The sequence below is a fragment of the Providencia sp. PROV209 genome, assembly GCF_028479485.1.
In the GTDB taxonomy this organism is placed as follows: Bacteria; Pseudomonadota; Gammaproteobacteria; order Enterobacterales; family Enterobacteriaceae; genus Providencia; species Providencia alcalifaciens.
This window is the reverse complement of sequence record NZ_JAMPNR010000015.1, coordinates 24,694-49,416: the sequence shown is the minus strand read 5'-3', so window position 1 is coordinate 49,416 and position 24,723 is coordinate 24,694. Positions and strand designations below refer to the sequence as shown.

The 24,723-nt window shown below is 39.0% G+C and carries 23 protein-coding genes; 6 read left to right on the top strand and 17 right to left on the bottom strand.

Features of this window, described 5'->3' with window-relative positions; translation table 11 throughout:
- Nucleotides 1-10: 10 nt before the first annotated feature.
- The 7 genes from PR795_RS11320 to PR795_RS11290 all read right to left on the bottom strand — a co-directional run bounded on the left by PR795_RS11320 (nt 11) and on the right by PR795_RS11290 (nt 9,589).
- Nucleotides 11-1,420, bottom strand: a complete 1,410-nt coding sequence (locus PR795_RS11320) for a surface lipoprotein assembly modifier (protein ID WP_272516841.1) — start codon at nt 1,418-1,420, stop codon at nt 11-13.
- A gap of 87 nt (nt 1,421-1,507) precedes the next feature.
- Complete coding sequence (locus tag PR795_RS11315) at nt 1,508-2,260, bottom strand: Slam-dependent surface lipoprotein (protein WP_006659914.1); 753 nt, start codon at nt 2,258-2,260, stop codon at nt 1,508-1,510.
- A 520-nt stretch (nt 2,261-2,780) separates the two neighbouring features.
- Nucleotides 2,781-3,902, bottom strand: coding sequence for a ribonuclease D (gene rnd / locus PR795_RS11310; RefSeq protein ID WP_006661821.1), 1,122 nt, complete (start codon nt 3,900-3,902; stop codon nt 2,781-2,783).
- A 110-nt stretch (nt 3,903-4,012) separates the two neighbouring features.
- Nucleotides 4,013-5,701 (bottom strand): long-chain-fatty-acid--CoA ligase FadD, encoded by a 1,689-nt coding sequence (fadD, locus tag PR795_RS11305; protein WP_006659916.1) that lies wholly within the window; start codon nt 5,699-5,701, stop codon nt 4,013-4,015.
- 340 nt (nt 5,702-6,041) lie between these two features.
- Entirely contained in the window at nt 6,042-6,644 is a 603-nt protein-coding gene (locus PR795_RS11300) for a Slp family lipoprotein (RefSeq protein WP_006661822.1), read from the bottom strand.
- Nucleotides 6,645-6,864: 220 nt separating this feature from the next.
- On the bottom strand, nt 6,865-7,560 hold the full coding sequence (gene tsaB / locus PR795_RS11295; RefSeq protein ID WP_006661823.1) for a tRNA (adenosine(37)-N6)-threonylcarbamoyltransferase complex dimerization subunit type 1 TsaB: 696 nt from the start codon (nt 7,558-7,560) through the stop codon (nt 6,865-6,867).
- A gap of 103 nt (nt 7,561-7,663) precedes the next feature.
- Nucleotides 7,664-9,589, bottom strand: coding sequence for an ATP-dependent DNA helicase (locus tag PR795_RS11290; RefSeq protein WP_181480828.1), 1,926 nt, complete (start codon nt 9,587-9,589; stop codon nt 7,664-7,666).
- Nucleotides 9,590-9,737: 148 nt separating this feature from the next.
- On the opposite strand from PR795_RS11290, the gene PR795_RS11285 reads away from it, so the two are divergent.
- Both PR795_RS11285 and cui read left to right on the top strand, forming a co-directional pair.
- Nucleotides 9,738-10,085 carry a RidA family protein gene (locus PR795_RS11285; protein ID WP_181480827.1) on the top strand — a complete coding sequence of 116 codons (348 nt, stop codon included), beginning with the start codon at nt 9,738-9,740 and terminating at the stop codon, nt 10,083-10,085.
- Between the two features lie 366 nt (nt 10,086-10,451).
- A complete protein-coding gene (gene cui / locus PR795_RS11280) occupies nt 10,452-10,982 on the top strand; it encodes a colicin immunity protein Cui (protein ID WP_181480826.1) in 531 nt (176 codons plus the stop codon).
- 28 nt (nt 10,983-11,010) lie between these two features.
- Here cui and PR795_RS11275 read toward each other — a convergent pair whose 3' ends face one another.
- The 5 genes from PR795_RS11275 to mdtJ all read right to left on the bottom strand — a co-directional run bounded on the left by PR795_RS11275 (nt 11,011) and on the right by mdtJ (nt 13,519).
- Entirely contained in the window at nt 11,011-11,526 is a 516-nt protein-coding gene (locus PR795_RS11275; protein ID WP_272516855.1) for a colicin-like pore-forming protein, read from the bottom strand.
- Between the two features lie 77 nt (nt 11,527-11,603).
- Nucleotides 11,604-12,095, bottom strand: coding sequence for a hypothetical protein (locus PR795_RS11270; protein ID WP_181480825.1), 492 nt, complete (start codon nt 12,093-12,095; stop codon nt 11,604-11,606).
- A gap of 3 nt (nt 12,096-12,098) precedes the next feature.
- Nucleotides 12,099-12,326, bottom strand: a complete 228-nt coding sequence (locus PR795_RS11265; RefSeq protein WP_154601126.1) for a hypothetical protein — start codon at nt 12,324-12,326, stop codon at nt 12,099-12,101.
- A 430-nt stretch (nt 12,327-12,756) separates the two neighbouring features.
- On the bottom strand, nt 12,757-13,089 hold the full coding sequence (mdtI, locus tag PR795_RS11260; protein WP_272516840.1) for a multidrug/spermidine efflux SMR transporter subunit MdtI: 333 nt from the start codon (nt 13,087-13,089) through the stop codon (nt 12,757-12,759).
- Nucleotide 13,090: 1 nt separating this feature from the next.
- The gene (gene mdtJ, locus PR795_RS11255; RefSeq protein ID WP_006659928.1) at nt 13,091-13,519 is read right to left on the bottom strand and encodes a multidrug/spermidine efflux SMR transporter subunit MdtJ; all 429 of its coding nucleotides are present in this window, start codon (nt 13,517-13,519) and stop codon (nt 13,091-13,093) included.
- 655 nt (nt 13,520-14,174) lie between these two features.
- Between mdtJ and pdxK the strand changes: the two genes are divergently transcribed.
- Nucleotides 14,175-15,023, top strand: a complete 849-nt coding sequence (pdxK, locus tag PR795_RS11250; protein WP_181480824.1) for a pyridoxine/pyridoxal/pyridoxamine kinase — start codon at nt 14,175-14,177, stop codon at nt 15,021-15,023.
- 122 nt (nt 15,024-15,145) lie between these two features.
- Complete coding sequence (locus tag PR795_RS11245) at nt 15,146-15,382, top strand: hypothetical protein (RefSeq protein WP_036983073.1); 237 nt, start codon at nt 15,146-15,148, stop codon at nt 15,380-15,382.
- Between the two features lie 89 nt (nt 15,383-15,471).
- On the opposite strand, the gene zwf is transcribed toward PR795_RS11245, so the two are convergent.
- Complete coding sequence (zwf, locus tag PR795_RS11240; RefSeq protein WP_006661827.1) at nt 15,472-16,947, bottom strand: glucose-6-phosphate dehydrogenase; 1,476 nt, start codon at nt 16,945-16,947, stop codon at nt 15,472-15,474.
- Between the two features lie 460 nt (nt 16,948-17,407).
- Here zwf and PR795_RS11235 point away from each other — a divergent pair, with 460 nt between their 5' ends.
- Nucleotides 17,408-18,253: a MurR/RpiR family transcriptional regulator gene (locus tag PR795_RS11235; protein WP_006659932.1), complete on the top strand. Its 846-nt coding sequence runs from the start codon at nt 17,408-17,410 to the stop codon at nt 18,251-18,253.
- Nucleotides 18,254-18,453: 200 nt separating this feature from the next.
- A complete protein-coding gene (gene pyk / locus PR795_RS11230; RefSeq protein WP_006659933.1) occupies nt 18,454-19,896 on the top strand; it encodes a pyruvate kinase in 1,443 nt (480 codons plus the stop codon).
- A 53-nt stretch (nt 19,897-19,949) separates the two neighbouring features.
- Here pyk and PR795_RS11225 read toward each other — a convergent pair whose 3' ends face one another.
- The 4 genes from PR795_RS11225 to PR795_RS11210 are packed head-to-tail and all read right to left on the bottom strand — an operon-like array spanning nt 19,950 to nt 24,712.
- Nucleotides 19,950-20,960 (bottom strand): fimbrial protein, encoded by a 1,011-nt coding sequence (locus tag PR795_RS11225; RefSeq protein ID WP_036963557.1) that lies wholly within the window; start codon nt 20,958-20,960, stop codon nt 19,950-19,952.
- 7 nt (nt 20,961-20,967) lie between these two features.
- Nucleotides 20,968-23,463 carry a fimbria/pilus outer membrane usher protein gene (locus PR795_RS11220; RefSeq protein ID WP_181480823.1) on the bottom strand — a complete coding sequence of 832 codons (2,496 nt, stop codon included), beginning with the start codon at nt 23,461-23,463 and terminating at the stop codon, nt 20,968-20,970.
- 3 nt (nt 23,464-23,466) lie between these two features.
- Nucleotides 23,467-24,132 carry a fimbrial biogenesis chaperone gene (locus tag PR795_RS11215; protein WP_036963555.1) on the bottom strand — a complete coding sequence of 222 codons (666 nt, stop codon included), beginning with the start codon at nt 24,130-24,132 and terminating at the stop codon, nt 23,467-23,469.
- 58 nt (nt 24,133-24,190) lie between these two features.
- A complete protein-coding gene (locus tag PR795_RS11210; protein ID WP_006659937.1) occupies nt 24,191-24,712 on the bottom strand; it encodes a fimbrial protein in 522 nt (173 codons plus the stop codon).
- Nucleotides 24,713-24,723: the final 11 nt, after the last annotated feature.

Here is a 24,723-nt window from a genome sequence, read left to right as displayed (position 1 = left end):
TCAATGCAAACTAAAATGTTTTACTTAAATTTAAACCCACTTCGCTTTTATTATAGGAATAGCTTATTCTTGCACTGCTATCATTGAATTTGTAATTAACATAGAACGTTGGTTTTAATGATAGAAATGTATGATCTAATAATGTTATTTGGCTATTTAATTCCCACGATTCATCACTACGTTTTGTATTAAGTGCACTATCGAAATCAAAAAAATCATAATTGCTGCTTGTTAGTTTATTGACTAACTTATTCGAGCCAACAGCATTAATTGAGCCCACTGTTAACCCTGACACTTGGTAGCTATCACTTTTATATTTTTCAATATTTTTACCGCTATATATATTTGAGAATACACTCCATTGTGGGTTAATCGAATAAATAGCGGTCATACTGTAATTAATATCATAGCCTGAACGTGATGTTCGTTTACCAAAGAAAGTTTGATTTTTATATGCCAGGTTAGATAGCAAATAAAGCTTATTACTGGGGAAATATACCCCAGTAATGCTTGCACCTACACTGTAATGATCAAACAAATGCCCCCGCCAATTGATATCTGCAATAGGTGAAAACGTGATCTTTTTATTCCCATAAAGATACTGATAGCTTATTGATGAGTAACTCGAAAAGCGCCTTTTTACTGAGCGATGTGGGTATTCCCATACATTTCCACCCATACTGGCTAACAGCGAGTGACCTCGATATTGCCAAAGGATTTTATTGGCATTTCCTGAAAACCCGTACACTAAACCAGATTTAATTTCACTGCCTTGCATACACCAGATCGTGCCACATTGCTGTTCCTTGTTACCATGAGCCTCAGTATAGTTTGTGTCATACTTTAAATCCGCATTGAAATTTCCCTGCCAATGACCACGTTTTTCTAATGCTGTGATTTCTTTGTCTATCTGCTTGATTCGGTCTTCCGGTAAATTGACTCGATATTTATCTTTTATCTTTTTATATAAACTTAATGCTTCACGATGATAACTGTTTTTTATATAGACATGAGCCAATTTCATTTCAGAAAAGACTGAGTCAGGGTTACCATTGACTATTTTCAAATAAAATTTTAGTGCTAATGGATAATCACCATTAAAATAAGCTCTTTCTGCTGAAATATAATCCAACATACCTTTATCATGATTTTCATCATTCAGATAGTCAGGTAATATTCTATCGATTTGCTGGAATTTTTGCCGATTAACTAAATCATAAAGAATAAAACCAAGGTCGTCGACATTTTTATTTATTTTAAGTGGGATTATCGTGGGCGCTTTATTTCTTGTGTTATTTATTTCAGTTAAAACTTCAATTATCTGTTCATATTGCTGATGCCCATAATTTTTCTCAGAAAATGAATTCATAGAAAACAACAATATAATTAATACTTCAATCTTGTTGATTATTTTTTTCATCCGCCTTCCTTTTCCTTTTTCCACAAAAATACAGGTAGGCAAAATGACTTTTGCCTACCTGATAGCAGCTATATTGCGAAATAGAGATTACTCTTGGTTCTGGCTACCACCAAAAGCGGTATCATATTGATGTTCACTATTAAACACGGCGACACCACCAACATGTTCCGCATTCTCGCCAAAGAAGCGTCCATAGCTCATACCTGATACGGTATCATTAGCAATTGCTGAACCTGAGAATGAACCGGCATCATGTATTTGACCCTCAAGAGCAATTTTTAAGTTCTCGCCTTGTAATGAACCGGTATAGCCCTTATCACCAAAGTCAGCTTCAAATACACCGGAAAGCTTTTTCTCACCATCATATTGATTGATCCCTGCAATGGTGTAAGTGGCTTTACCTTCGGTTGGTACTGATGTTGTTGCATCTTGGCCAGAGAAGAAAGCAGTGTGCTTAGCATCATCTTCCATTCCAGTTTGTGACCAATCCCCATAATAAACTTCGGCATCTGCGATTTTAGAGAACTGGAATTTCCCCATATCGACATTACCGTGCGGTGTTCTAGGAACAACATAGACATTGCCCTCTTTTGGGAACATAACCAATCTGGTTAAACCAGAAAATGAAATCCTTTTTCCATCAGATTTGTGACGATAACCAATGCCCGGCGAACCAATCTCACCACCATGTGGGTCTTTAACTGATTGCGTTACTCCTACCGTTACATCCGACCTTTCTGTCTCATACGTTTGGCTCTGTGCAGATTCCGTTATCGCACTCGCATAGGTAGACATACCTGCCAAAATAGCAATTAACGTCGCTTTAGTACTTTTATTCATAGTGATTTCCTTATTCAATTAGTAAAAAATTAAAAGGAGATGATGCTTTTTACTCTTTTCTCTTGGACATATTTGTGGACCCACAAACTGAAAATGATTTTATGAGAATGCGTTTTATTTACAAATAAAGGTTTTATAATTCAATGAAAAATCATTACATTAGAATGGTGTTTTTTCTTTTTATTTTTCAATAAACTATAAAATAGCTCCCCCCCTATAAATGTTAATCATCCCTGTAATGAGCTATTTTAAGTTCGATCTTTATTTATCTTTGCTATTTTTTTAAGAGTAATTACAGAATTGAACGGCATTAAATAATGATATTAATCTCAATGGATGGGGTTATTTTTAGATTAGTGTTAAATAATAATCTTCATTATTTAAAGAGGAATAAATATTTAGGATTGTCGGAATGAGAATAAAACTTACTGATAAGAATAACAAAATACCCAAGAAAAAAAGTGCCTTGAAAATCACATAAAGGCACAAAATTATCGCTATTTTGTGCCTTTATCACGGATTACGCTTGGCTAAGTAATCGAGTTAAGGGTCCTTCCAATAATCGTCCACGCCAACCTGCAAGCAGTTCAGGCTGACATGATTTCTCTTTTAATCCCCAATGCACTGCTAGTAATTGGTTTATTTGACGGCGAGATGCCAGTAATTCAGGGTTGAATTTTTCATTCTCAGCGATCTCTTTCACCACAGCTTTTATTTCTTTAAAGATACTTTTGTACTGGCTTTGCTCTGTGATATTAGCCACAGGTGCAGGATATTGGCTTTCATCGAGTTTTTTCGCGTCCTCAACGATACTTAATAAACGCCGACCGTGACAACGAATTTCCTGCCCTGATAAACCTAATGCGTCCAGCTCACCTAATGAACTTGGTAAGTAGCGAGCGACCTTCCATAAATTTTCTTCTTTAATGACGAAGTTTATTGCCATATCCCGTGCTTTCGCTTGGTCAAGACGCCATGCTGCCAGTAATTGCAAACAGGCAAGTTGCTCATCACGTAGCTGCCATGCATTAGTGATGCTTAAATAAGCTTTTTCTGGTTTGACTGTTTTTTGACGACGCGCAACGATACGCTGACATTCATCTTGTGCGTCCGCTAATAAACCTTCTTCTGACACTTTTTCCATCAAAATTTTCGCGAGTGGCAGCAAATAAAGGACATCTGCAGTCGCATAATCACACTGTTTCTCACTTAAAGGTCGAGCAAGCCAATCTGTTCGTGATTCGCTTTTATCTAGCTCGACACCCAAATGTTCTGCAACTAACGTCGCAAAACCACAAGAAATTGGATAACCCAAGAACGCGGCAAGCACTTGAGTATCTATCATTGGCTCAGGCACACAACCAAAATCATGCATAAAAACTTCTAAGTCTTCACTGCCTGCATGTAGAAATTTTAATTGGTTTGGGTTGGTTAACAGTGCCTTAAATGGGCTAAAGTCCGTCATTAAAAGCGGATCAATCAATGAAACCTGTTTTCCATCATACAACTGCAATAACCCCAGTTGAGGGTAATAGGTTCTAGTGCGAACAAACTCAGTATCTAATGCTAACCACGGTGCATCGCTGGCCTCTTGGCAGACTTTGGCTAATTCGCTATCTGTTGTGACTAAACGGTAATTCAAAACAAGTTTCTCTTTATTATAATTTAGTTAAGTGTATCTGACGGACACAGTAACGCCGGTAAAAACCGGCGTTACACATTGCTTTTGTTAATTCACCACTCAATAATTCATTATGACGGTGATTTTTCTCGTGCTTGCTGCTCTTCGGCTCTTAACTCTTTTCGTAGGATTTTCCCTACGTTAGATTTTGGTAGCTCATCACGAAACTCAAAAATTTTCGGTACTTTATAAGCGGTTAACGAACGACGGCAAAATGTTTTAAGATCTGCAGCGGTCAATGAAGAATTTTTAGTAACCACGAAGACTTTTACTGCTTCTCCAGTGCTTTCACTTGGCACACCAATGGCCGCACATTCAACCACATCAGGGTGCATGGAAATTACATCTTCAATTTCATTTGGATAGACGTTAAAACCAGAGACAATAATCATATCTTTCTTACGATCAACAATACGAATATAGCCTTCATCGTCTATTTCAGCGATATCACCGGTAGCTAACCAGCCATCCACAATGGCTTCGCTCGTTGCATCAGGACGATTCCAATACCCTTTCATTACTTGTGGACCTTTTACCCACATTTCACCCGCCGTACCACGGGGAACTTCATGCCCATCATCGTCTAAAAATTTCACATCTGTTGATGGAACGGGTATTCCGATACTACCACTATAAGCTGTTAAATTATATGGGTTACCTGAAACTAATGGTGAACACTCAGTTAAGCCATAGCCTTCCAATAAATGCCGCCCCGTCAGCGCTTGCCATTTCTGTGCGACGGCTTTATGGACAGGCATTCCTCCGCCAACGGACAGCCGCAAGCGCGAGAAATCCAACTTTTGAAAATCGGGATTTTGCAACCACGCATTGAATAATGTGTTAACGCCCGTGATCGCTGTAAATGGATATTTAGCTAACTGTTTAACCGTATCCGGAACATCTCGCGGATTGGTAATCAGTAAGTTCACACCACCGACATTAATAAATAATAAGCAATTTACCGTAAGTGCAAATACATGATAAAGCGGTAGAGCTGTAACCACATATTCATGACCAAAATGTAAAACTGGACCATATGCTGCTCTGGCCTGCGCAATATTTGCCAACATATTGCGATGAGTTAACATTGCACCTTTTGCCACCCCAGTCGTTCCACCGGTATATTGCAAAAATGCCAAATCATCACCCTTGATATTCGGCTTGATATACTGCATCCGATATCCCTGATGCATCGCACGGCGAAACGAAATTGCATCAGGCAGATTGTATTTCGGTACTAAGCGCTTGATGTATTTCACGACAAAATCCACGATGGTGGCTTTCGGACGGGGAAGTTGGTCACCAAGGCGAGTTAAAATGACGTGTTTAACCTTTGTATTAAATACGATTTTCTCTAGGGTATGCGCAAAGTTAGAGACGATAACAATCGCTGTCGTTCCACTGTCATTAAGTTGATGCTCTAACTCTCGCGGGGTGTACAGTGGATTGACATTCACCACGACCATACCCGCACGTAAGATACCAAACAGTGCAATAGGATATTGCAGTAAATTTGGCATCATTAAGGCAACACGATCCCCTTTTTTAAGACCCAATCCATTTTGTAGGTATGCGGCAAATGCTCGGCTTCTCTCTTCAAGCTTACGATACGTCATCACAGCGCCCATGTTAATGAACGCAGGTTGATCCGCATATTGAGCAACGGCATTTTCAAGTAACTCTGCTAATGACGCGAAGTCATCAGGATTTATTTCTTCAGGTACATCAGCAGGATAATTTTTTAGCCAGATTTTTTCCAAAATGTTACTCCTGAATTTAGTGAGTTATTATTTTACACAACCCTTTAACAAATTATTAACTCATTGTACCAGTTTGAAAATTAAACAATGCTAAGGTTGAGAGCTATATCACTAAATAAATTTCATTCCTTCGAGATAAAAATAAGGCGGTCTATGCCGCCCTATTCAACTTAAGATTAATTCATCAGAGTTTTACTCTGTTTATATCCCGTAATTATACACCGTTGTGAGAAATTTTTGGAGAATTAAGCGGTTAATCATCCACTGCCATTTCGTTTTTTTGTAAAAAAAATCCTAGATTAACTAGGATTTTTAGCAGAATAATAATATTGATTACTCTTTAATCTTCCGTTAAATAGGTTTGCACCTGAGCAGGTCCTACTGGATATCCATAGCCCCATCCCCAAGGATGATTATAGTAATATGGAGAACCATAATAACCATAACCCCATGGTCCCGCAGGCGGTGGGATCATCACACTTTGAGCAATACTCCAACGTTGAAAGCCAGTCACATTCATCGTCACGTATTGATAAGGAACTTCACCAATTTTTCCAGCTTGCTCTCCGGTAATATTACCTACAACAGTCACATAGCGGTTTCTAAAATCATTTGGTTCAACGAACCCATTGATATAGGCATAGATACGACCAAGAGATGCGGAATTTAATTCCGGCGCAGCATCGTATTTATTTAACGTCATGACCGCTATTTCAATTCGCGTTCTTTTCGGTTCATTTAAAACAGAAATAACCTTGCCGCCAAAACGCGCTTCTTGACCGATAAACATTTCCGGTGCATTTTGTACCGATTTAAGATTTTCTGCAGGATTAGGCACCGAACCTTTGATCGATTGAGGGATCGATACACAACCAGCCAGCGCTAATATGCCCGCAAGTAACAGCGTTTTCATTGCTGAGCGGTAGCTAAATTGAATTTTCATTTTCCACCTCCAATTAGCCATCATTATAAACTGAGATAATAAGTATTAATACAGCCCAAAAACCTCACCACATTATATGTTCAATTCAATTGTTATTAGTACTCATTTGTTCAATGATAGCTCAATTAAAAGCCAATTTTATGTCTTAGGTAAAAAAAATAGCTATCTAGTATTAACCTAATAGCTATTTATTTTCATTCTACAAAAATGGTTTTTATTTTTATTCGCGACCGGGTAATTTTTTCCAAGTGACTTCATTACGCAGGTAAGTTGGCTCAACATTCTCTACCGCAGTTATTTTACCCGCTATCCATAACTGTTCTGCTATTGGCAACATATCTTGCGCAGCTGGCAGAGTAATCAGGCTATCACTTATGGTCGAACCTTGTAACAATTCAGGATAAGCACCCCAACCAGTACCGGCGTAGCACCATTGTCCTTGTAACTCTGAGAGTTTAGCTTTGAAATCTGCTGGAAGCATGACAGCTTCAGTCTCTTCACCTAACCAAAAACCTTGCTCATCACGTTGATATTGTGCGCAGTAGATTTCTGACATTCGAGCATCAATCGCGACCAGAACACGTGAGCAATCTGTTGTGCGATATGCACCTTGTGCCAGTGTCATTAATGAAGAAATGCCGATCATAGGTAAATCAGCGCCAAGCGCTAACCCTTGTGCGATCCCCACGCCAATCCGCACGCCAGTAAAACTACCGGGTCCGCGCCCAAATGCTAATGCATCTAATTGATTTAACGTAATACCCGCTTGCACTAATACTTCTTCAACCATAGGAAGTACTTTCTGGGTATGTTCACGAGGAGAAATCGCAAAACGCGAAATAATTTCACCGTCACACAAAAGTGCAACAGAACAAGCTTCAGTGGCTGTATCAACAGCTAGAATACGACTCGACATGCCTAAACTCCGGCAAATATTAGGTTTTTTGTTGTCGCCTTATGACGGCAACCTGAAAGATGGGCGGTATCTTAACATAAACCACCCACGAGATTGCACTAAATTAGTGTTTTTCCATTGACTCGGAACGCTTTTGCGCCAAAAAATCAATCGCTTTATTCAGGCTACGAGTGCGTGGTGATGGTGGTAAGCTACGTAAAAACACTTCGCCATAAGGTCGAGTCACTAAGCGATTATCACAGATTACAATCACTCCATAGTCTTTCGTATCACGGATTAAGCGTCCAACGCCTTGCTTCAAGGTGATCACGGCATCAGGTAACTGCACATCAGCAAATGGGTCCCCACCACGGAGCTCACAATCTTCAATTCGTGCGCGTAATAACGGATCATCAGGAGCCGTGAAGGGCAGTTTATCAATGATCACACATGTCAGTTCATCCCCTCGGACATCCACCCCTTCCCAAAAACTACTCGTTGCCACTAAAACCGCATTCCCCGCGGCAATAAACTGAGCTAACAGCTTATTTTTGCTGCTTTCACCTTGCATAAGGACAGGCAGCGTAAGCGATGCTTTAAATTCTTCTGCAAGTTCTCGCATCATCAAATGTGAAGTGCATAAGAAGAAACAACGACCTTGGTTTTTTTCGATCAGTGGACGCAGCATATTCGCCAATTTCTGTGCACTTCCCCGTTGATTAGGTTCAGGTAAAAATCGCGGGACACACAGTAAGGTTTGGCGTTCATAATCAAAGGGGCTAGCAAGCAACAATGTTTTCGCGTCACTAAGACCGAGCCTGTCTGTAAAATGGCTTAACTTTTCATTCACGGACAATGTCGCCGATGTGAATACCCAACTTGCCGAGGTACTGGCTATCATTTCACTGAATTTATCCGCAACAGTAAGTGGGGTTAACGCCAATAAAAAATGACGCCCATAACTTTCAAACCAATAGCTATAGCCTGGGATAGTCACCTCTTTTAGGCGACTTAAACGGTTACGGTAAATGGTCACTCGCTCAAAAATAGAGTCTAAACTTTGAGAGCGACCTAATGATGTTTTGATCACCTCATAGCAGAGTTCAAGCGCATCATCGAGCAACGTTAGTGCACGCTGTACTTCAGATAACTTCAGTAATTCACGTAAATTACCGCGAAAACTGTTTTCCCCTAAATTAAGGCGAAAATCCAGTGTACTTTGGGTTAGCCTATCTGCGCTTTTTTGCAGTTGGGCTTGATCTTTTAGCTCCGTACGATAAGTCATGATCATATCACGAGCCAAATCTAATAATTGGCGGCTACTCAGCTGCTGACCAAAATACTGACTTGCAATATCTGGAATTTGGTGGGCTTCATCAAAGATCATCACATCCGCTTGAGGAATTAACTCTCCAAAACCAGTATCCTTCACAACCCGATCTGCCATAAATAAGTGATGATTGACCACCACCACATCCGCATCAAGCGCCTTACGACGAGCTTTAAGCACAAAACACTCTTGATAACGCGGACAATCACTACCTAAACAGTTGTCATTCGTGCTGGTGACCAATGGCCAAACCGCACTATCTTCAGCAATATCATGGCAGGTGCTGGTATCCCCTAACTCCGATTCGATGGACCAACTGCGTAATCTGACTACCGCCGCCAGAATTTCAGGTTCGAGGCTTCCTCCACCAAGAGATTGCTGGTCCAACCGTTCAAGGCACAGGTAATTTGAGCGTCCTTTCAGCAGCGCCGTTTTACCCGTGTAATTCATCGCATTGATGATCGTAGGTAGGTCACGATGGTAGAGTTGATCCTGAAGTGCCTTCGAGCCCGTAGAAACAATCACTTTTTTGCCGCTACGCAATGCAGGGACGAGATAAGCGTAAGTTTTCCCTGTTCCTGTCCCCGCCTCAGCCACCAGCACATGTTGCTGTTCGATAGACTGAGCCACGGCGTCAGACATGGTGACCTGCGCCTCTCGAGGTTGGAATCCAGGAATTGTTTTTGCTAGAAAGCCATCTGCTGAAAAGTCGTTAGACACTACAAACCTATATTGCTTACTGTTAATGGGCACACTTTACCATGAGTTCAAGATGGCTGCTGAGCTAATTATCGTTTCATTAACGAACTGATTTTCATCATAGTAGCAAACTGATATCCTTGGTCAGCACTGATAATAAGGAACAATTATGACTATTGAACGCATTGACCCAGATACCCGTTGGTCTGAAGCAGTTATCCATAACAACGTGGTCTATTATACTAGCGTCCCAGAAAAACTGGATGGCGACATTATTATTCAAACCGCGGATGCATTGGCTGCCATTGATGTCATGTTAGGTCGAGTCGGTTCAGATAAAAGCAAAATTTTAGATGCCACTATCTTCCTTGCAGATAAAGCAGATTTTACTGGCATGAACCAAGCGTGGGATGCCTGGGTTGTCGCTGGCAGTGCGCCAGTCCGTTGCACTGTTCAAGCCGCATTAATGAAGCCAGAATATAAAGTTGAGATCAAAATCGTTGCGGCGATTGATTGATATTACTTGAAGTTTGATTAAGACTTGAAAAAAGAACCATCAGTTTAATGCCGATCACTTGAATTGAGCGGCATTATTTTTAACGGGATGTTTTGACCTTTTATTTTCTCACTACTCTCACTTCTTTTCTGTCTCACTGCATATCACAGCATGACGGCATTAACGAGCTTTGTCCTCTATTTTACCTATCCATTTGATTTATTATTAAAAGTAAAAACGTATTATTTAGAGTCTTTACTGTTTCTCATATTCTTTTTTCATCTCAAATGAAATTTGTATTTCTCTACACAGTAGGAAGTAATAAATCTTTACATGACAATAGAAATGAATATTATTATCACCATCATGTGAAGTAGGAATTCTAAAATGTCTTTCAAGATCAATTCAAGCTTAGTTTTTATTATTACCATTTTGCTGGGGGTTATTCCTCTTTCTGCTATATGGTTACACATGATACCCAATATAGTAATAATAAACATTAGTAATTGGATAGGTGAGATACCTGTAATTTATTCAGATTATTATCGAAATGAAAGCTATCTATCCGCTTTATACTGTAAAATGGCACCTTTTTTTTCCATTCCATACTATTTGATTGTATGGAATTCTATAGAAATAAAAAAAGAACATTTTAAACTATACAACAAAGGGATAGTTACAACCATATTTGGTTATTTTAGTATAATTTTAATTGTTTTTATTATTACATATATTAATTACTTCTTAAACTATAACATGTCAAACGGAAATATAAATTTGCGCTCAATTTCCGCTTTTGAATTTACTTCATTCCTTTATTATTACGCTATCTTTATATCAGTCTTCACTATTACTTGCGCTACAGTAAATGCATTTCTATTTCTACCTATTAAATATAAAAAATTAAATACAGACTAATTCATAATTATGGCTTTAAAAATACCTTTTATGGAATAATTTCTTTATTTATTGCAGCAGCAAAATCTGCATCAATATAAGATGTAATCACAGCGGTTAATACGATGGCAGATACAGATAAAAGTGTTACTGAAATAGTAACCGGTAATAATAAGCTTAGACTTGCTGATGTAAATGCTAATACAATAGGTGATGCAACTCCTGCTAATGCCATAGCTTCAATTTCCAAAACTAGAGGTCTCCAGTTTCCCGTTTCAAACCCCTCTTCAACCTTAGTTTTTATTTTTTCAAATTTAAAAAATTTATCCGCAAGCCTAAAAGAGCCACCTAGTTTATATAAATTCTCCGATAACTTCTTTCCATCTATAAATTTTATAGCCTGAGAAATGGCGGGAAGGTCTTTCTTATGAACTTTAAGGTATGGGTTATTTATTGTTTTCTCTAAAATTTTTAACGTATCACTTGAATTTTTGATTTTTTTACCTTTAAAATCATTTAATTCATTAATTATTTTATCAGATGCAACCTTATATTTATCTCCAATAACTTTAGATGTTTTATCACCAATATCTGAAATTATTTCTGATGCTGTCTTAATAGCTTCATTTATTTGTAATTTTATTATTTCCTCTTTGGCTTTACTTTGAATTTTTTCAATTCCTCATCAGCTTGCCTTTTGGCTATTGCTTCATCAGTAATAGTATCTAATGCTAAATAGCTTTCTAAATCTTTAGGCATCATTTTGTAAAAAATTTTAGAAGCTCTATTGAAATCATTTTTTCTCAAAGCATCTATCATTTCAGGGTAGTTTTTAATATTTCTAGCACCATCTAAAGTATTTAAATATGTTAATACCACAGATGTTTTAGAATTAATCTTACTGAATATTGAACTCTTAATGTGTTTATCAATATATACTTCCTTTCCATTTACCACCTTCCTATTCAACATATCAAATAAATTCATATACTTTGAAAACATTTCCTGCCTAATCTTTAGCGTTGGAACAATGCCATTTTTTTTAAGAACACCAGCGAGTTGATTTTCAACTTTATTACGATACTCATCAACAACCTTTGTAAATGGAACTCCTATCGTTTGGCTTTTAACCATTGTTTATTTAAGTTCTTTATCATTAGGCTTTTTTAGTAAATCATCGCACAATCTTTTGAAATAAACACAATTCACCTCACCACACACAGGGCAAATCATATCTTTCTTCATGCAGTATATATTTACTGCATCACTTAATGAGATATTTCCATATTCTGTAGAAGCCATTCCATCATAAATCAATCTATCGCGAAAACTACTATGTGGGGTTACTATCATTACATCATTCATGATATTTCCTTTCTATGAGCATAAAAAATGAATATATTTATTAAATAAAATCAAAATCAATCGCATGCAATATATAAAATATAATGATCTTAATTATAAAAATATAAACATTATCCTTATTGCTGATTTTTAAAAATAAACATCCCTTTTTAGTCATTCTATCTAAAATATGATAGATATAAATAAACTTTCTACTCTGAAGGGTTTAATGCTTTTTTTTATAAAAATGAATTAATAGAATAAAGAGAATCTAATTTTTCAAAAAAACCAGTGAATAAATAATCATATATTATTCCATGGACATTAGATCAATATTTTAAATATTTTCATTTTACTGAAACTATTAACTTTGGATGTAATTATATATTGAAAAGCTATTAGTACTATATTGTAGAATAAGTACTAATAGCTTTAAGAATTGTATTATCCGTTACGACATTTTAATCAGCACCATACCGATAAGCAGGAAAACTAATCCGCCCCAACCTTTATAGTTCAAGCGCTGATTAAACAAGATCCAACCGGCTGCGACTGTAGCAATTAAGCCAAATGCACCCCATAACGCGTAGGCAACTGACAATTCAATTCCCTTCACCGCTTGCGCTAGCGCACTGAATGCACCTAACACCGCAACCAGAGAAAGAATACCTAACCAATAACGCTTAAAACCGTCAGACATTTTTAAAAATACGTTGGCAAGGATTTCGAGTACCACTGCAAGGATCAGAAATGACGCATGCCACCATTCAAATTGACTGGCCATATTACACCTCCGATTTAGCGGTATTCGTCACTAAAGCTCGGGCTTTGGCGGCATCAACCGCATTCTTCGCTGCTTGTTTTACTTTTTGAGCAGACTTGTTAACTGTGGCTTTTTTGGTACCTGATTTGATCAATGCGATTCCCGTGATCAAGAAAACTAATCCACCAATTTTCATCGGTGACAAAGATTCCCCAAACCACAGTACACTGAACGTTGTGATCAACAGAACACCCACCCCTTCCCACATGGCGTATGCAACGCCTAAGGCGACTTTTTTAACCGCAACAGCGAGTAAAATATAGGAAGTGGCAATCATCACATACATCACCGCCATACCCGTGAAATCACCACTCACACTGGCATGTTTCATTGATAAAGTACCAATGACTTCAGTAACGATAGCTAATGCTAAAAATATCCAGTAAATCATTATAATATCCCCCTAGATTCAGCATCATCATAGCCTGTTTTTTAAACAAGTTTAAAAGACAATTAGCTTAATACATGGGCTTAATGCTGTTAAAAATTCAAACAAAAACAATAGAGTTGCTGATTTTATTCAGCTGATTGAATAATCTAGAAAGACGCTATAACGCGCCGCACCAGTGATACTCACTGGATAGAATGGCAGAAAGGAAAAGCTTATGTGTTGATCTTCTTTGGGACTTACTGATCTTTATGCTAGTCACGCTAAGCATGATATCTCATTCATTTCATCGGATGGACATCCATCCAAGTTACTCCGAACCCTCATATAATTGTTAGTTTCAGCTTATTTCTACCATGGCAAAATTATTAAGTCAATGAATGCAAAAGCTTTTTGAATTCATTCTTTTTATGCATAATTATGCATTAATATGCTAAGCAACACAGTGGCAGACTCAATTTTACGAATAATTCCACCATTTCACTCGCATTTATTTTTGGACGAACTGAGCAAAAAAAGTTTTTATTACCGTGTTTTATGCTGCTTTCATCTCATTCAATATTCATTTTTACGGTTACCATTGACAATAGATGCCAACACGCTTCTTATCATGCTATCCGTACAAAATAGAAATAATGCACACCAATAAGAGAGAGTCATGGATACCTTTACGCTAACGTCAAATAGCTTTCAAAACGCCGCCGATGCCACCCCGCTTCCTTATGATGTCATCTCCATTCAATCCCAAGTTGTCTATGGCAGTGTCGGTAATAGCATCGCTGTGCCTGCATTGACCAAACAAGGATTACGCGTTGCTGCGGTTCCCACCGTTATTCTAAGCAACACACCCCACTATGCTACTTGTTATGGTGGAGAATTACCCGGTGAATGGTTTCGCGGTTATTTACAAGGCTTCGTTGAACGCGGCAGCTTAAACAGCGTTAAAGCCATTTTAACGGGTTATTTAGGTTCACCAGATAAAGCTCACGACCTTGCAAATTGGTTAGCCTCTGTGCGTGAGCAGCATCCTAAAATGCCTGTCATTGTCGACCCTGTGATGGGGGATGAAGATAGTGGCTTTTATATTCCTCCAGCGATTGCCGATGTTTATCGTCATGAAGTCATTCCACTTGCGACGGGCATCATTCCGAATAAATTTGAGCTTTCTACACTCAGTGGACAAACCATCAATAATTTAGACGACGCGACTCGCGCAGCGCGTTCATTACTCAACGGTCATACTCAGTGGGTCATTATAACCAGCGCTTTCCAACCTGATGATGAAAGTATCGAAGTGGTTTGTGTTACTCGACAAGATGTCGCGGTTATTCGCCATAAGCGTTATCCCGTTACACCAAAAGGAACTGGGGATCTGTTTGGTGCTGAACTTACCGCTCAGTTACTTGCAGGTTTATCGGTTCCAGATGCCGCTAAAATGGCGTGTTTACGAATCGAACAAGGAATTATTCATATGGCGGCGACAGGTCGCAGTGAATTAGTGCTTTAAAATAACCAAAATTGAATGGTTACCTTGAGTCAGCAATCTTGGTAACCATCATATTATGAAAGAAAAGCGTCATACTCCACGGCAAACTCTTCATTCCATAAACCCATCATGAAGGGATTTAAATGCCATTAATATCTTGTTTTTCAAAACAAAAAACCATCTCAAATAACCCAACGATATGCCATTCAAGCATCAAATTGGTCTGCCCCAAAATCATAAATGAATTAAACAATTTTCCGATGCTAAAAATAAAAAACTCGCCACTTTCATTTGAATTAAAACAGGACGAAAAAACGTTAGTATTTAACCAAAATGAAGTGAAGTGGTTAGCAGAAATTTCTATCGCGAAAAAAAAATAAGAAAAGATAAAGAAGAAAATATTAGCTAAAAAAATGGCGGGAATTCAACCTTCCCGCCATTTCATGGTCCAATTTATAAAGATAAAATATTACTCAAACTCATTCCACGAGCGACCATCACGAGCGATCATGGCGACAGAGGCAATCGGTCCCCATGTACCGGCTTGATAAGGTTTAGGCGCATCGTTATCCATCGCCCATGCTTCCATAATAGAATCAACCCATTTCCACGCCTCTTCCACTTCATCACGGCGGACGAACAAGGCTTGGATACCACGCATCGCTTCTAACAATAAGCGCTCATAGGCATCTGCAAGATGCGTTTGGTTAAAGGTCTCAGAAAAGCTCAAGTCCAATTTAGTCGTCTGTAAACGGTGTTTATGATCCAAGCCTGGAGCCTTGTTCATAATTTCGATATCAATCCCTTCATCAGGTTGCAGACGGATCGTCAATTTGTTTTGTGGTAAATCTTGGTAGCTTTCAGAGAAAATATTCAATGCCGGTTTTTTAAAATACACCACAACTTCTGAACATTTGGCAGGAAGACGCTTACCTGTACGCAAATAGAATGGTACGCCAGCCCAGCGCCAATCATCAATATCCACACGCAAAGCCACGAAAGACTCCGTCTGGCTCTGCTTGTTCGCGCCTTCTTCTTCTAAGTAGCCCGGTACTTTCTTACCTTGCACAAAACCCGCAGTATATTGACCGCGTACGGCTTTCTCACGCACGTTTGTGTGGTCAATACGACGTAAAGAACGCAGTACTTTCACTTTTTCGTCACGAATACGGTCCGTGGTTAAATCAGCCGGAGGAGACATCGCGATCATGGTTAAAATTTGCAGAAGGTGATTTTGCACCATGTCTCGCATTTGACCCGCCTGATCAAAATACCCCCACCGACCTTCGATTCCGACCTCTTCTGCCACGGTAATCTGCACATGATCAATGGTGCGATTATCCCAGTTATTAATAAATAAAGAGTTTGCAAAACGCAGAGCCAGCAAGTTCAGTACCGTTTCTTTACCTAGATAGTGGTCGATTCGGTAAACTTGGCTTTCATCAAAATATTTCGCAACTTCGTTATTAATCTGTTGAGAAGATGCTAAATCCGTCCCTAATGGTTTTTCCATCACGACACGGTTTGGTTTTTTGTTCAATCCTGCATAGCCTAGCCCCTGACACATTTCACCGAATGTGCTTGGTGGCATAGCAAAATAGTGAATCGCCGGCTGCGTGTCTTGTTTAAGCATATCGGCTAAACGCACAAAATTATCGGTTTCACTCACATCTAGATTACAAAAATCTAAACGTGCGCTTATTCGCTCCCATAATGTTGGATCTAATTCTTCCTTCAAAAAGTCATTCAATGCCTTTTTGACAAATTCCACATAATCGCTCTGTTCCCATTGGGCACGACCAACGCCGATAATGCGAGTATCTGGATGGATATAACCTGCTTTTTCCAGTTGATACAATGATGGAAGTAACTTGCGACGCGCTAGGTCACCTTTAGTGCCGAAAATAATCAGGTCACAAGCTTGAGCAGCATTATGTACCGCCATGTTGGTTCTCCTCAATCTGCGGAATTTAGAAACTATCTCATTAGAGCCCAGAAAAACTGAGCGCGAAACGCCACTCTAATGAGATAGGTTCTGGATATCGTATTATAAAAATATAATCGTTTGCCTGCTAATGTACCCGTTTGCTACTGCTCAGTAAATATTGATGACACGGGTCACAGTTTTTATGCTGAAAAATCCAGCATACCCAGTCTTCAACAAAATTTTTTATCACTGAATGCTTCCAGCTTTTGTTAGAAAATAACGATTTATGTAATCCGTTTTCTTAGTTGAAAATTAGATACGGGTCATATTTTCGTAAAAAAAGCCCTTAGTTAACCCCAGTGTATAGATAGCTTACTATCAACACGTAGTATATTTTCAGTCATATCTGGATGTTAATGCCACCATACTCCGATGGCAGAAATATTTCCCCTTTTGCTGAAATAGGCACTTTTGCTATATGAATATTTTAGAACAAATGAAAACCAGCATCGATTTTTTGAGTAAATCAGAAAAAAAGGTGGCAGAAGTCATTTTAGGGATGCCCCAAAGTGCTATTCATTTGAGTATCGCCGCATTGGCTCAATTGGCGGATGTTAGTGAGCCTACTGTTAATCGATTTTGCCGCAAAATGGAAACCAAAGGGTTTCCAGATTTTAAATTGAAACTGGCGCAGAATCTCGCCAATGGTACGCCTTATGTAAATCGCCATATTGAAGAAACAGACACCGTCAACACATATACCCATAAAATATTCGAGTCCGCGATGGCGGGACTGGATAATGTCAAGCACACCCTTGATACCAACGCAATTAATCGCGCAGTAGATTTACTGACTCAAGCTCGCAAAATCAGTTTTTTTGGATTTGGGGCTTCCGCCGCGGTTGCTCATGATGCCATGAACAAATTCTTCCGGTTTAATATTCCAGTCATATACTTTGATGATATTGTCATGCAACGTATGAGCTGCATCAATAGTAGTGAAGGCGATGTGATTGTGTTGATTTCACACACGGGTCGTACAAAGGCCTTAGTCGATATGGCACAGCTCGCTCGCCATAATGATGCAACAGTTATCGCTATCACATCAGAGGGCTCCCCCCTAGCTAAAGAAGCCAGCCTATCAATTATTATCGATGTCCCTGAAGACACGGACATGTATATGCCAATGGTCTCCAGAATGGCACAGCTCGCAGTGATTGATGTGTTAACAACCGGATTTACTTTGCGCCGAGGCGAAAAATTTAGAGATAACTTGAAACGGGTCAAAGAAGCATTACGCGATTCGCGGTTTGATAATGTCTGAAAGATGGATACAACAATGTTAAAAATGGGTTCTTAATTCTATCGGTACCAAATAGTTTTTATTCTCCCGATGGCTTTAAGAAATTTGCTGTATATAATAGCTGTGCTCGTGTCAGCACCCCTATTTGCAGTAAATAGGTTTCAAAATGGAGTGAAAAGGCTTCACTTATATTTGTACCATTACAGGTCACGGAGTAATACATGTCTAGACGGCTTAGAAGAACTAAAATTGTTACAACCCTTGGTCCGGCAACCGATCGTGATAATAATCTAGAAAAAATTATCAATGCTGGCGCTAACGTTGTTCGCCTTAATTTCTCTCACGGAACTCCTGAAGACCACATGGCCCGCGCAAACAAAGTGCGCGAGATTGCGGCTCGATTAGGGCGTCATGTCGCTATCCTTGGGGATCTACAAGGTCCGAAAATTCGTGTTTCTACTTTTAAAGACGGTAAAGTTTTCCTCAATATTGGTGACAAATTCACGCTGGATGCCTCATTAGGCAAAGGTGAAGGTGACCAACATAAAGTCGGCATCGATTACAAAGGCTTACCTGCTGATGTTGTCCCTGGCGATATTCTTCTGCTAGACGATGGTCGTGTGCAGTTAAAAGTTCGTGAAGTTCAAGGCTTGCAAGTGTTCACTGAAGTGACTGTAGGCGGACAACTGTCTAACAATAAAGGCATTAACAAACTAGGTGGTGGCTTATCCGCAGAAGCCCTCACTGAAAAAGACAAAGCTGATATTATTACCGCAGCCAAAATTAATGTCGACTTTTTAGCCGTGTCTTTCCCTCGCTCCGGTGAGGATCTTGATTATGCTCGCCGTTTAGCGCGTGATGCAGGCTGTGAATGCCAAATTGTTGCGAAAGTTGAGCGTGCTGAAGCTGTTGCCACTGATGACATTATGGATGAAGTGATCCTCGCATCAGATGTCGTGATGGTCGCCCGTGGTGATTTAGGTGTCGAAATTGGCGACCCTGAGCTAGTCGCTGTACAAAAGAAACTGATCCGTCGTTCACGTCAATTGAACCGTGTGGTGATCACCGCAACTCAAATGATGGAGTCAATGATCACTAACCCAATGCCAACCCGCGCCGAAGTTATGGACGTGGCAAACGCCGTTTTAGATGGTACAGATGCGGTTATGTTATCGGCAGAAACGGCTGCGGGACAATACCCAGCAGAAACCGTCGCCGCAATGGCGCAAGTCTGCTTTGGCGCAGAAAAAATGCCAGGTCTGAATATTTCTAAACACCGTTTAGATGCTGAGTTTGAAAGTTCTGAAGACGCGATTGCCATGTCAACCATGTACGCGGCTAACCACCTGAAAGGTGTCAAGGCAATCATCGCCATGACAGAATCAGGACGAACAGCTCGTATCATGTCACGTATCAGCTCTGGCTTACCAATTTTTGCTATGTCACGCCATGAAAAAACACTGAATCAATGTTCTCTGTACCGTGGCGTCACGCCTGTCTTCTGTAGCACGCATACTGATGGAATTGCCGCTGCAAGCGAAGCGATCGCGCGTCTACGTGACAACGGTTACTTAATGGTTGGTGACACGGTTATCGTGACACAAGGTGACCAAATGGGCACCATCGGCAGCACCAATACCTGCCGTATTTTAGTCGTTGAATAATCATTAGCTCTTCTATAAATTAAGGGAGCCTGTGCTCCCTTTTCTCTTTAATTTCAATGATATTGTAAATTAAACTGTAACGTCCCATTCGCTTTTCCCCCTCGCGTCTTTTCCTCTGTTTGAATATAAACTGCCTCCAAAGGAATAACATAGTGTTGCGCACTATTTAAGCGAGAAACTTGTAACGTTTGGTTCAATTTAATCGGTCGCCCTTTATATTTAATTTGGATCCCAAAACCTTGGGCAGTTTCTCGATGCTCTGCATTATTGAGTGCAATGGTGCCGGGTAACCCACTCGAGTCGACCATCCCCATAAAGTGAATTTTTATTGGTGAAGTTTCATCACAATCCAGTTCAATTTTAAACCGTTTGCGACTATTCATAAGCGTAGACCCCACACCTCGAGCCCCGGATTTATCTACTTGACCGAATGCCACATTGACGATGGTATTTTTAACTTCGCATCCATTCGCAACAACCGGAATAGGCGACAACCAAATTTTAGGTTCAAAATTGCCCACAATATCTTGGGTAATAAACCGATTATTAAAAACGATAAACATCGCAGCACTGGTGGATTGTAATAGCTGAGTATTCACGCGTGGGCGTATTTTATAGAACTCAGCCTTTAAGGTGACATTGTAATTACCTTGAGATGCTGAGCTGGGACATAAAAAGCGATTTGCCGGGTTTCCGTCACGGCTATTTTTACCATTTACATACCCTCTTGCTGAACATGGGCTATTAACCGAGCCATGCAAAGCAAACCCAATGCCAGATAACCCTATTTCCTTAACAGCACCAACACCTGCGATTTGATAATGCCCATCAAAAATTCCCGGTAAATTAATGCCAACCCTTGTTGTGCCTGTCTCATTCCACCACACCCAAGGCGTATAAGTACCTAACTCTATCGTTGCAATATGTGTGTTGATGGGAGCACTTTTAGGAACATACAGCGTTTCGGTGATGGGCACGGTATACGTTGAAAATTCAGCACGATAATCAGCAAACGCTATTGATGAAAACAACAGCATTCCGATATAAATAGCAAATTGATTCATAAATCCTCTACTGGCATGTTCCTTCAATGAATTGAATATTTGAATTACTCAAGTCAATATGAAGCGGTAACTGGCACTGTTGCGACTGATTAGCCCCCCACTTAACTTGAACGACACTATTTTCAGGCACACCACTCAAATAAACTTCCCCATCAGTCGCCACAATTCCCGATGAAATCTTATGCTGCTGTTCCAGAACATTCACTTGAGTGCCAAAACCAACCAATTGATTATTATGTTTTAGTTTTAATACAATGCGACCACCACGTTTAGCGTTAAAATCCATCAAAACAATTGCCCCTCGTGTGGGTACGACCGTTGTTGAATTCAGTGCAACATCGTAATTGCCGATTAATGTTGAGGTATCAACACTGACATTGTTACGCTCATATTGTGTTAGCATTGGAATCACTGCATAACCTTGTTCATTGGTATACAACGAAGGTACATTATTAATTTTTAAATTATTAATGCCCTCAGCTTTAACTAACCCAATAGCATCCGAGAATGATCGGGAGGCAGTAACCCCTCCGTGATGAAATAAAAATGCCCCAGTGGCAGCTGCATGGACAATTTGATGTCGAGGAGAGTGATCCCAACCAAGAGCAAACTCCCCATGAGAGGTTAAATAACTACCGCGAACACCGTAACTCACCTGCTGATTTTTATGATGGTATTGCTGTGTGAGGTCATATCGTAACTGATGAGAGTCAAGTGCTGAGCCACTCAGGCTTATGGTGCTAATACCGCCAGCGTAACGACTGGTGTTGTAATGATAATTACCCCAATAAATATTTTCTCCCCAACGTAATGGCATGCTACAAGTAAAAGAGAATACTCTATCCCGCTTTTCACGATGATATTGTTCAGAATGTGAATAAGAAAAACTGTAATTAACTGATTGATACTGCGAGGCAAGACTGACAGTAAAATTTTTATCTGAGCCTGATTGCGCCCAATACTCTTGTTGATAGCCATTTATATTCAAAGATCCCCTGTTTCCCAATGATTGGCTAAGCGATATTTGTAGTCGCTGTTTCTTTGACATTCGATCCATATTTGCTGTTTGAGAAATAAAATTATCTCCATCCGGTTCAACAGAATATTGAGCAGATAAATTAAGCCCAGTCGCTGTATTTTGAACATATTTGTTATATTGAAAACGATACGTTTGCTCAGTGCTCTTTAAATTAGGATCCCACTGAGATGTTGAATGAGTCATATCCAATGAAGCTCCGCCGAAATTGCCTAAATTAACGCCAGCCCCAACTGTATAAGTTTGTCTATATTCCGAGATGAATACGCCACCTAACAGAGATAAATTTCCATAATGAGATAGGTGAATAGGTAATCCGTAGATCCCAGAAAACTGAACAAAATAAGGCTGTCGCTCTTCACTCTCAGCTCGAGATTTTCCAAATTCCATACTGTATTTTAATGTTCCTGCCCTTTGCATAACTGGCACGCTGGAAAACGGCTGTGTAAATACTCTCGTCGAACCATCAGACTCTTCAATCGTCACTTGCAACTCACCATTGAAAGACGTTGGATAGAGATCATTTAACGTAAATTCCCCCGCAGGAACGGATGTTTGATAAATTATTTGACCATTTTGCCGAACAATCACTACAGCATTGGAGTTCGCAATACCATTTACTGTAGGTGCGAACCCTCGTTGACTTTGTGGGAGCATACTTTCTTCTGACATCAGTTTTAAACCACGGTACTGAAAAGTATCCATAATCCCGTTATCTGATGAAGTTTCACCAATAATTAAGTGGCTATTTAAACTACGAATATTTCTTTCTAAGAAAGTTTGTAGACTATTCCAACGGCTATCACCGTAAACATTATTGTAATAACTGTGATTACGTAATCGCCAGGCTTCCCAATTAACTCCATTTCGCAATCCAAAATAAATAGATTTATGGTTGCTTGGACTTTTCCATGATTGATTAAAACGTGCAGAATAATTAATAAACAATCCAGCGACACCATCATCCCATTCAATCGGATTAATATAGCCCCGGCTAATTGTCTTCATCGCTATTTGAGGAACACTGATATTTAGACGGTTAGAAAAAAAATCATGGTAAATATTTCCACCTTTGATAAATTTTCGAACATCAATGAATTCATCAATTTCAGAGCTATCATTCTTAAAAAATATCGAAGGCTTAACGCCCCAATTAATTAACTGCCGTCTTGTAATCTGCGGTTCTAGTGTTTGATTTTCTTCACTAAAAATAAATTCAATATATTCATCGGCCACACTATCATCATTCAGGTAAATATGAACCCTATATCTACCAGGAAGTTGCCCTTCTGATTTAGAAAGATAATTTAATAGCATAGGATCTGAAAGATGGTTATCAATGCCTGTATTAATTGCATTAATATCGAAGATTTCACTTGCACAGGTTATCGATGAAAAAATTGTTATGCTAATAAAAATCGACTTATTACTAAAAATCCAATCCTTAATAAAAACGTTTTTTCCCATAAGCTAGCTCTTTGTCATGTTTTTTTCCACAATGGCACCATAATCATTGATAAATTCGATTTTAACAGAATGCTCTCTTTCTATTTTTTGTTTTAAAACATACTCATTCATCCAAGGATGAATCATTTTTATTCCTTTTACGCCCTTGCCATTAATTAAAATACTTTTTATTGATAAGTGATAAGGAGTTCTATTATCAATTTTCACCCCATTAATATCTTTCGTTATATTAACGTCATCGAAATTTAACGGCTGAATATCTTTTGAACGCAAAAAAAACTTAAACTGTGAGTTAATGATAATTTGCAATTCATTTTCAATACTTTCATTTTTAGGTGGAATGGATTTTATATTTAATAGGTATATTTTTTCTTGATTAGAACTCAGTGGTTTTCCAGTATATGTAATCCTTGCTGAGCCATAGCTATTGGGTTCAATTCTAAATAAAGCAGGTGTTGCAATAAATGGTGCTTTAACTTCTTCGTCAAACCCCGTCACCCAACTTTGAATTAAAAAAGGGGTTTTATCACTACTATTAAAAATTGGAATTGTAATTTCACGTTTATTATCCATATAGACAAAACGCGTCCCCCCCACACTAATACCTTTAGCTGAAGAAAAAGAAATAAAACAGAAATATAAAAAAACAGTAACATGGATTTTTTTCATATAAATACCGACATAAAATAGAAATAAAGAAGGATGATAAATATCACCCTTCATATTATTATTGATATTTAATACTATAGACCGCACTGCTGTTTGCTTGCCCTGCGGTTGCGACACCTGTCGCTTTATACGCCGCAACATACTCTAATTCAACGGAGTCCCCGTCTAATTCAACTTCTTTCGTATTTTCATACAGCTTTATTGGCGTTACCGCATTCTTTTCATATAGTGCAACACCGACATTTTTTGCCATCCCATTCCCTTGATGTAAAGCAAGAATATGATGATCAACTGAGTCACGTGTCCCTGCAAAATTGACCGTCACTTTAGTATCATCTGGACAATCAACCAATTTAATAATGAAATTGGTTACCCCTGCAACTTCCCCCTGAGAAGACAAGCTTCTTGTTGAAACACGACCAAGATCTACATTTAAATTACGTGATTTACTATCTACAGTGCAAGCTTGCTCGGTTATTTCTCCTGTGAAATTAATTACACCAGAAGCCAGCACGGTTGGTACTGTAAGCATTGCTAAATTTATTCCCAATATATTTAGAGTTTTATTAAAAATATGCATGATTTCTCCTA

Coding starts and splice junctions, on each gene's coding strand:
- PR795_RS11210 (WP_006659937.1), bottom strand. CDS start 24,712: ATGCATATTTTTAATAAAACTCTAAATATATTGGGAATAAATTTAGCA.
- PR795_RS11220 (WP_181480823.1), bottom strand. CDS start 23,463: ATGGGAAAAAACGTTTTTATTAAGGATTGGATTTTTAGTAATAAGTCG.
- PR795_RS11285 (WP_181480827.1), top strand. CDS start 9,738: ATGACTATTGAACGCATTGACCCAGATACCCGTTGGTCTGAAGCAGTT.
- PR795_RS11320 (WP_272516841.1), bottom strand. CDS start 1,420: ATGAAAAAAATAATCAACAAGATTGAAGTATTAATTATATTGTTGTTT.
- PR795_RS11300 (WP_006661822.1), bottom strand. CDS start 6,644: ATGAAAATTCAATTTAGCTACCGCTCAGCAATGAAAACGCTGTTACTT.
- PR795_RS11235 (WP_006659932.1), top strand. CDS start 17,408: ATGAATATTTTAGAACAAATGAAAACCAGCATCGATTTTTTGAGTAAA.
- pdxK (WP_181480824.1), top strand. CDS start 14,175: ATGGATACCTTTACGCTAACGTCAAATAGCTTTCAAAACGCCGCCGAT.
- PR795_RS11270 (WP_181480825.1), bottom strand. CDS start 12,095: ATGGTTAAAAGCCAAACGATAGGAGTTCCATTTACAAAGGTTGTTGAT.
- PR795_RS11215 (WP_036963555.1), bottom strand. CDS start 24,132: ATGAAAAAAATCCATGTTACTGTTTTTTTATATTTCTGTTTTATTTCT.
- PR795_RS11225 (WP_036963557.1), bottom strand. CDS start 20,960: ATGAATCAATTTGCTATTTATATCGGAATGCTGTTGTTTTCATCAATA.
- cui (WP_181480826.1), top strand. CDS start 10,452: ATGTCTTTCAAGATCAATTCAAGCTTAGTTTTTATTATTACCATTTTG.
- mdtJ (WP_006659928.1), bottom strand. CDS start 13,519: ATGATTTACTGGATATTTTTAGCATTAGCTATCGTTACTGAAGTCATT.
- PR795_RS11315 (WP_006659914.1), bottom strand. CDS start 2,260: ATGAATAAAAGTACTAAAGCGACGTTAATTGCTATTTTGGCAGGTATG.
- tsaB (WP_006661823.1), bottom strand. CDS start 7,560: ATGTCGAGTCGTATTCTAGCTGTTGATACAGCCACTGAAGCTTGTTCT.
- PR795_RS11265 (WP_154601126.1), bottom strand. CDS start 12,326: ATGAATGATGTAATGATAGTAACCCCACATAGTAGTTTTCGCGATAGA.
- PR795_RS11245 (WP_036983073.1), top strand. CDS start 15,146: ATGCCATTAATATCTTGTTTTTCAAAACAAAAAACCATCTCAAATAAC.
- zwf (WP_006661827.1), bottom strand. CDS start 16,947: ATGGCGGTACATAATGCTGCTCAAGCTTGTGACCTGATTATTTTCGGC.
- mdtI (WP_272516840.1), bottom strand. CDS start 13,089: ATGGCCAGTCAATTTGAATGGTGGCATGCGTCATTTCTGATCCTTGCA.
- pyk (WP_006659933.1), top strand. CDS start 18,454: ATGTCTAGACGGCTTAGAAGAACTAAAATTGTTACAACCCTTGGTCCG.